Below are 7,351 nucleotides of genomic sequence, written 5' to 3'. Positions count from 1 at the left end.
TACTTCTTCCCCAATCTGCAGCACCTCACCATGGTGCTCTGCCTTGTTCTCTTCACGTTTTCCCTGGAGTGGCGGGTGGGGCTCTACGTGTTGGTCACGCTGCCCATCTACATCGCCCTCATGTCCTTCTTTCAGCGCACGCTTTCCCGTGCGGCCCGCACGGCGCGGGAACGGCTCTCCGAGCAGAACGGCACCGTCCTCGACATTCTCGCCGGGGCCAAGGAGATTCGGCTCTACCAGCAGCTGCCCGAGGCGGCGCGGCGTTTCGGTGAGGCGGCGGACCGGTTCGCCGAGGCCAACATCCGCTCCGCCTGCATCGGGGAGTGGTCCTACAACACCATGGAACTCTTCGCCCGGGCGCTTACCACGCTTCCCTTTCTCGTGGGAGGATTTCTCATCATCGATCTGCTGACTCGTCACGTGGTGCCCGGGAAGGGCGTGATCCTCATGGACGGCCGGCCCATCGAAAGCTACAATCTGCCCCTCTACCTGCTTCATTTCGCCTGCGTCAGCCAGACTCCCTACATCTTCCGCACCAGCGTGCTGGAGAACATCGCCGCGGGATGGTACGACGTGCCCCGGGACATCATCGTCGACGCGGCGCGGCGGGTGGGCCTGCACGAGGCGATTCTGCGCCTGCCCCAAGGATACGACACCCCTCTCCGCGCCGAGGGAACCACTCTCTCGGGAGGCCAGCGCCAGCGCCTCGCCCTGGCCCGGGCACTCGTGCGCGATCCCGAGGTGCTTCTGCTCGACGAATTCACCTCCGCCCTCGATCGCGCCACCGAAGAGGCCCTCCTCGACGATCTGCTCGCGGGCTTCCGAAACCAGACCATCCTCTGCGTCACCCACTCCGAGGCCGTGGCGAGTCGGTTCGACCGCATCGTGCACCTCGCCAAGCTCTAGGCCCTTTCAGGTCCGCACCCGTTCCTCCGCTTTTTCCGGAGGGGCGTCCGGAAAGACGCAGACGAGGGATTTTCCGTGCGTGAGGTGCTCCCAAAGGCACCTGTTGCAGGAGAGGCATTTCGCCCGGGAGCGGTCGCCCTCCGCCCAGCGGTTGACGAGTCCCGGTTCCCGGATGTAGGGGCGGCACAGAGAGACGAAATCCGCCTCGCCGCGTTGAAGGATCTCTTCCATGAGCGAGGGCGTGCGCAGCCCCCCTGAAGGGTCACCAGGGCACTGCCCCGAACCGCCGCCGGCCTCCGCGCTCTTTGCAGAACGGTCATCCTTCTGTAGCGGAACTGTGACCTCCCGCCGATATAATCGCCGAAAAAGCGGGCAGGAGCAGCAGTTTTTCCGCCCGAGGCGACGAAGGGCGGAGAATCAGCCCGGGGAGGGCCGCATGAGCGACGCATATCTGGACATCAGGGAAATCTCCAAACGGTTCGGCTCGTTTTCGGCGCTTCGGAACATTGCATTTTCCCTGGCGAAGGGGGAGTTCGTCTGTCTCCTCGGTCCCTCGGGGTGCGGCAAGACGACCCTGCTCCGGATCGTCGCCGGGCTCGAATCCCCCGATGAGGGGCACGTCCTCCTCCAGGGGCGAGACATCACCCGGATCCCTCCGGCGGAGCGCCGTTTCGGCATCGTCTTCCAATCCTACGCGCTTTTTCCCAACATGACCGCCCGCAAAAACATCGCCTACGGTCTCGCCTGCAGAGGAATGGACGCGGAGGCGACCGACGCCCGCGTCCGGGAGGTGCTCCGTCTCGTCCATCTGGAACATCTGGGGGACAAGTACCCGGCGCAGATGTCGGGGGGGCAGCAGCAGCGCGTCGCCCTCGCAAGGGCTCTCGCTCCCTCGCCGGAGATGCTTCTCCTCGACGAGCCGCTTTCCGCCCTGGACGCGAAGGTCCGGGCGGAGCTGCGCCAGGAGATCCGTTCGCTCCAGAAGGAACTGGGCATCACCACTGTCATGGTCACCCACGATCAGGAAGAGGCGCTGACCATGGCGGACCGGGTGGTGGTGATGAACGAGGCCGAGCTGGAGCAGATCGGCACGCCCACCCAAATCTACGAAAGACCCGCGTCGGTCTTCGTCGCCGACTTCATCGGAACGATCAACTTCATCGAGCGAGGGGATCGGCTGGAGGCCATACGCCCGGAGCATATTCGCGTTCTCGACGCGGCGAGCCGCGACGGGCATCCCGCGACGATCCGGAGCGTCGAGTTCCGGGGGCCCTTCTACCGGATGAGCCTCTGCCAGAACGAGCAGCTTCTCGTCGCCGACGTCCCCGCGGGGCGTATGGAAGGATGGCGCCCCCGGGAGAACGACGCGGTCCGCATCAGCATCCCCGAGGAATTTCTCATGCGCTATCCGGTGCGTTGAATGTCCCTGAAGGAGACGATGCCCTCCTTTCCTTCCGGGGCGAAGCTCCTCGGGCGGAAGGGAGTTTCGGGAACGGGCCTGATGGAGGGCGCGTTTCTTCTCTGTGCCGTGTCCGCCCTTGTCCTCTTCGTCTTCGCGCCGCTCTGCGAGGTCTTCTGGCGGGCCTTCACCGATTCCAGGGGAAACTGGATTGCCGGCGCGAATTTCGTCACCTATTTCTCCACGCCCTACCTTTTCTCCTCGTTCCTGAACACGCTGTACGTCGCCACCGTCACCGCCCTCTGGTCCGTCACCCTCGCCTTCGGCTACGCCTACGCGGTCTGCCGGACGGACATGCCCCTCCGGTCCTTCTTCCGCCACGTGGTCTTTCTTCCCCTCTTCGCGCCGACCATGATGCACGGCATCGGCATGGTCTACCTCTTCGGAAACAAGGGACTCCTCACCGCCCTGGGGCTGCGCATCGGGCTCTACGGCCCCGTGGGCATCATCCTCTCGGAGATCGTCTACACCTTTCCCCAGGCCTTTCTCATCCTCCTGATCTCCCTCTCCACTGCGGACTTCCGTCTCTACGAGGCGGCGGAATCCCTCGGGGCGGGCAGTCTGCGCAAATTCCGGACGGTAACGCTTCCCGGCGTCAAGTACGGCCTGGCAAACGCCTTCATCGTCTCCTTCATCCTCGCCTTTACGGATTTCGGTGCTCCAAAGGTGGTGGGGGGCAACTACAACGTGCTCGCCACGGACATCTACAAGCAGGTGATCGGACAGCAGAACTTCTCCATGGGGGCCGCCGTGGGCATCCTGCTCCTTCTGCCCGCCGTGGCAGCCTTCTGCATCGAGCAGTACATGCGCCGGCAACAGGGAGGCGTCATCAACGCCAGAGCCGTTCCCTACCGGGTCCGATCCCACAAAATGCGCGATGCTGTGGCGTTTCTCTATTGCAGCGCCGTGGCGTTCTGCATCGTCGGTCTGCTCGGCGTGGTCGCCTTCGCCGCCCTCGTCAAGGTGTGGCCCTACACACTCTCGCCGACGCTCGACCACTTCTCCTTCAGGTACGTTGCGGGAAACGGGCTGGAGACCTACCTGAACAGCATCGCCGTGGCCGCCGCCTCCGCCGTGGCGGGCACGCTCTTTGTCTTCTGCGCCGCCTATCTCTTCGAGAAGACGCGCCGGTTCACTCCGGTCCGGCGCGTCGGACGTTTTCTGGCGTTGCTGCCCCTCGCGCTGCCGGGGCTCGTCATCGGCCTCGCCTACATTTTCTTCTTCAACAGAACGGCCTTTCCTCTGCCCGGCGGCATCGTTCTGCCCAATCCCTTCCGGGGGCTCTACGGAAGCGCGGCCATCCTCGTGCTGGCGAACGTGGTTCACTTTCTCTCCGTCGCCTTCCTGACGGCCACGACGGCCCTCCGCAAGCTGGACGACGAGTTCGAGCAGGTGGGGGAGTCCCTGGGGGTTCCCTTCTACCGGATCTTCACCGCCGTAACGGTCCCCATGTGCCTTCCCGCCATTTTCGAGATTGCGCTCTATTTCTTCGTCAACGCCATGGTGACCATCTCGGCGGTGGTCTTTCTCTACCCGCCGGGATTCAAGCTCGCCTCCGTGGCCATCGTGAACATGACCGACGCGGGGGACATCGCTCCCGCAGCGGCCATGTCTGTTCTGATCGTCCTGACGAACATCGCCGTCAGGGCCGTGTTCGAAGGAGTTACCGGCAGTGTCAGGCGGCGCACCGCCGTTTGGATGCGATCCGAAGGAGTGTGAAGATCGTGAGATATGTGGAGGCTGTCATTCTCGATTGGGCCGGAACGACCGTGGACTACGGCTGTTTCGCTCCCGTGGGTGCGTTCATGAAGGTCTTCGAGGCGCGGGGCGTTCCGGTCCGCCTTGAGGAGGCCCGTGCTCCCATGGGATTGCAGAAGCGGGACCACATCGGCGCCATGGCCGGAATGGAGCGCATCAGGGAGGAGTGGCGCCGGGTGCACGGCCGGGAGCCGCTGGAGGGCGAACTCGACGCCATGTACGAGGACTTCCGCCGTCACCTCCTGGCGGTTCTCACGGAGTACGCCGCGCCGATTCCCGGAGCGGTGGATACCGTGGCGGCGCTTCGGGCGGAAGGGCTCCGGATCGGTTCCACCACGGGGTACACGGCGGAGATGATGAACGTTCTCGTCCCCGAGGCGAGGGACCGCGGCTACGCGCCGGACGTGGTGATCACCCCCGACGACGTCCCCGCCGGGCGTCCCTGGCCCTGGATGTGCTATGTCAACGCCATGCGGCTCGGTGTCTTTCCGCTGGAGCGCCTCGTCAAGGTGGGAGACACCCTCGCGGACGTGCAGGAGGGGCGCAACGCCGGCATGTGGAGCGTCGCCGTCGTCGAAGGAAGCAGCGAACTCGGGCTCTCTCTCGACGAGGTGGCCTCCATGCCGTCCGCCGAACTCGCAGCCCGGAGCGAAAAAGTCCGGGCGAGCTTCGAGAGCGCCGGGGCGCACCTGGTTCTTCCGAACATCGCGTTGCTTCCCGAGGCGGTGGAGGCCGTGGACCTCCTGCTCGCGAAAGGGGGGCTTCCCCAGGCGACGGGAACCATTCCGCTGTTCGGCGGAAGGAAATGACACCGTGAAAAGGGCAGAGAGCGCACATCCGGAGATTCCGGAAAACCCCTACCTCCTGCTCACGCCGGGGCCGCTTTCCACCGCGCCGGGCGTTCGGGGGGCCATGCTCCGCGACTGGTGCACCTGGGACGAGGACTACAAGGCCCTCGTCCAGGACGTGCGGCGGCGGCTTCTCGACATCGCCGGAGTGGACCCGGCGACGCACACGGCGGTTCTCATGCAGGGAAGCGGCACCTTCGCCGTCGAGGCCGCCATCGGTACCGCCGTTCCGCCCGGAGGACGGCTCTACGTTCTCGCCAACGGAAGCTACGGCCTCCGCATGGTGGAGATCGCCCACGGGCATGCTCAATCCCATTGAGGAGATCGTTTCCATGGCGAAGGAGTACGGCAAGGTCTGCATCGTGGACGCCATGAGCAGCTTCGGCGGTGTTCCTCTCGATCTCCGCCGTCTCGGTGCCGACTACCTGGTGAGCAGCGCCAACAAGTGCATCCAGGGAGTTCCAGGATTCGGCTTCGTCATCGCCGGAGTGGAGGAACTCCGTCAGTGTGAGGGGCGCAGCCGCTCCCTTTCCCTCGACCTGTACGACCAGTGGCGCGTCATGGAAGCCGACCGGGGAAAGTGGCGCTTCACGTCTCCGACGCACGTGGTGCACGCCTTTTTCCGGGCGCTCCGCGACCTGGAGGAGGAGGGGGGCGTCGCGGCGCGGCACGCCCGCTACGTCGCGAACCAGAGGACCCTCGCGGCGGGCATGCGCGCCCTGGGGTTCGAGCCCCTTCTGCCCGAGGAATGGCAGGGGCCTATCATCACCACCTTCCGGTATCCCCCGGGCAGTGCCTTCGAGTTCCTCCGGTTCTACACACTGCTCAAGGAGAGGGGGTTCGTCATTTACCCGGGAAAGATCACCCGGATCGAAACGTTTCGCGTGGGTACCATCGGCGACATCGGACCGGAGGATGTCGCACGGTTTCTGGCGGCGGTGGAGGAGAGCCGTTCCCGGCTCGCGGTGTGAAGAAGACAGTGGAGCAAGACATCCGAGAGGAGAGATGGATCATGAAAAAAGCGATGGTTCTGGCATGTGCGCTCGCGTTGTCCCTGTTCGCGGCGGTCGGTCCTGCCCTGGCGGGCAATCTGGTGGTCTACACGGCTCTTGAGGACGACCAGATTCCCACGTATCTCGAATCGTTCAAGAAAGCCCATCCGGACATCTCCGTGACCATCGTGCGCGACTCCACGGGCGTCGTGACGGCGAAACTGCTCGCCGAAAAGGACAACCCCGTCGCGGACGTCGTCTGGGGAACGGCGGCCACGAGCCTGCTGATCCTCCAGGGAGAGGGATTGCTCGAAGGATACGACCCCAAGGGCATCGAACGGGTTCTTCCCGAGTTCAAGGACAGCGCCTCCCCGGTGCGCTGGGTCGGCATCGACGCATGGATGACCGCCTTCGTCGTCAACGAGATCGAGATGAAGAGCAAGAACCTTCCCTATCCGCAGTCCTACGAGGATCTTCTCGATCCCAAATACAAGGGGCTCGTGGTCATGCCCAACCCCGCCTCGTCGGGAACGGGCTTTCTGACCGTCTCCGCGATCCTGCAGCTCTTCGGCGAGGAGAAGGGCTGGGCCTATCTGGACAAACTCAACGAGAACATCGCCGTCTACACCCACTCCGGCTCCGCTCCCGCCAAGCTCGCGGGCACGGGGGAATATCCCATCGGCATTTCCTTCGGCTATCGGGGCATCATTCAGAAGCGCAAGGGTGAACCCGTGGCGACCATCTTCCCCAAAGAGGGGTCCGGATGGGAACTCGAAGCCAACGCGCTGATCAAAAAGAAGGAGATCAAGCCCGAGGCCAAAATCTTCCTCGACTGGGCGATCAGCGATGCCGCCATCGCCGAATACGCCAAGAACTTCGCCATCGTCTCCGTTCCCGGCATCGGTTCCGTCCCCGAGGGCTTTCCCGCGGACCCTGTGAAGCAGATGGTCCGGAACGACCTCGTCTGGGCGGCGGAATCGCGGGAGCGCATTCTTGACGAGTGGAACAAGCGCTACGGCATGAAAGAGACCCGCTGAGCCCCTCACTCGTACCCTGGTGTGTCGAGCGAGGCGCCGGAGAGCCTGCGGATTCCTTGTCGCAAGCCCTCCGGCGCTTCTTTCGTCAAAGAGGCGTTTCCCATCCAGGGCTTGCCCCGGCGACGTGTCCACTCCGAAGAGGGGCGTGCGCCATCCCATGCCCGAAAGGGGGTTTGAGCGGTCGCCTCTTTCATGCGGGATCTTCCTGGGGCTTCAGGGCGATGTCTCCTTGTCGGGGCGCGGGAGCATGGTGCCGCAGTGCCCGGCTTCTTGTTTTCTCGGTCGCGTGATCGCCCGACCGGGCACGGTTCTCCCCTTGTGTCCGGAAAGAGGCGTACTCCCCATACGCTC

Annotated in this window: 9 protein-coding genes; 7 read left to right on the top strand and 2 right to left on the bottom strand. The window is 64.4% G+C overall.

What is annotated here, in order from left to right; genetic code table 11:
- A partial coding sequence (locus Q1K49_RS12840) for an ABC transporter ATP-binding protein (protein WP_300526403.1) occupies positions 1-906 on the top strand: 906 nt, incomplete at its 5' end.
- Positions 907-912: 6 nt separating this feature from the next.
- On the opposite strand, the gene Q1K49_RS12835 is transcribed toward Q1K49_RS12840, so the two are convergent.
- The gene (locus Q1K49_RS12835; RefSeq protein WP_300526402.1) at positions 913-1,137 is read right to left on the bottom strand and encodes a hypothetical protein; all 225 of its coding nucleotides are present in this window, start codon (positions 1,135-1,137) and stop codon (positions 913-915) included.
- A 205-nt stretch (positions 1,138-1,342) separates the two neighbouring features.
- Here Q1K49_RS12835 and Q1K49_RS12830 point away from each other — a divergent pair, with 205 nt between their 5' ends.
- From Q1K49_RS12830 to Q1K49_RS12805, 6 genes are read left to right on the top strand one after another with little or no spacing between them, the layout of a single operon-like run.
- Positions 1,343-2,326 carry an ATP-binding cassette domain-containing protein gene (locus Q1K49_RS12830; protein WP_300526401.1) on the top strand — a complete coding sequence of 328 codons (984 nt, stop codon included), beginning with the start codon at positions 1,343-1,345 and terminating at the stop codon, positions 2,324-2,326.
- 18 nt (positions 2,327-2,344) lie between these two features.
- The gene (locus tag Q1K49_RS12825) at positions 2,345-4,084 is read left to right on the top strand and encodes a putative 2-aminoethylphosphonate ABC transporter permease subunit (RefSeq protein ID WP_300526400.1); all 1,740 of its coding nucleotides are present in this window, start codon (positions 2,345-2,347) and stop codon (positions 4,082-4,084) included.
- A 5-nt stretch (positions 4,085-4,089) separates the two neighbouring features.
- Positions 4,090-4,932: a phosphonoacetaldehyde hydrolase gene (gene phnX, locus Q1K49_RS12820; protein ID WP_300526399.1), complete on the top strand. Its 843-nt coding sequence runs from the start codon at positions 4,090-4,092 to the stop codon at positions 4,930-4,932.
- A 4-nt stretch (positions 4,933-4,936) separates the two neighbouring features.
- Positions 4,937-5,290 (top strand): hypothetical protein, encoded by a 354-nt coding sequence (locus Q1K49_RS12815; protein WP_300526398.1) that lies wholly within the window; start codon positions 4,937-4,939, stop codon positions 5,288-5,290.
- Positions 5,274-5,942: a 2-aminoethylphosphonate--pyruvate transaminase gene (locus Q1K49_RS12810; RefSeq protein WP_300526397.1), complete on the top strand. Its 669-nt coding sequence runs from the start codon at positions 5,274-5,276 to the stop codon at positions 5,940-5,942. The genes Q1K49_RS12815 and Q1K49_RS12810 overlap by 17 nt, the downstream gene beginning before the upstream one ends.
- 41 nt (positions 5,943-5,983) lie before the next feature.
- Positions 5,984-7,000, top strand: coding sequence for a putative 2-aminoethylphosphonate ABC transporter substrate-binding protein (locus tag Q1K49_RS12805; protein WP_300526396.1), 1,017 nt, complete (start codon positions 5,984-5,986; stop codon positions 6,998-7,000).
- Positions 7,001-7,005: 5 nt separating this feature from the next.
- Here the strand turns inward: Q1K49_RS12805 and Q1K49_RS12800 are convergent, their stop codons facing one another.
- Positions 7,006-7,194, bottom strand: a complete 189-nt coding sequence (locus tag Q1K49_RS12800) for a hypothetical protein (RefSeq protein WP_300526395.1) — start codon at positions 7,192-7,194, stop codon at positions 7,006-7,008.
- Positions 7,195-7,351 lie beyond the last annotated feature (157 nt).

The sequence above is a fragment of the Aminiphilus sp. genome (assembly GCF_029975095.1).
GTDB lineage: Bacteria > Synergistota > Synergistia > Synergistales > Aminiphilaceae > Aminiphilus.
This window is presented reverse-complemented; position numbering and strand designations above follow the sequence as displayed.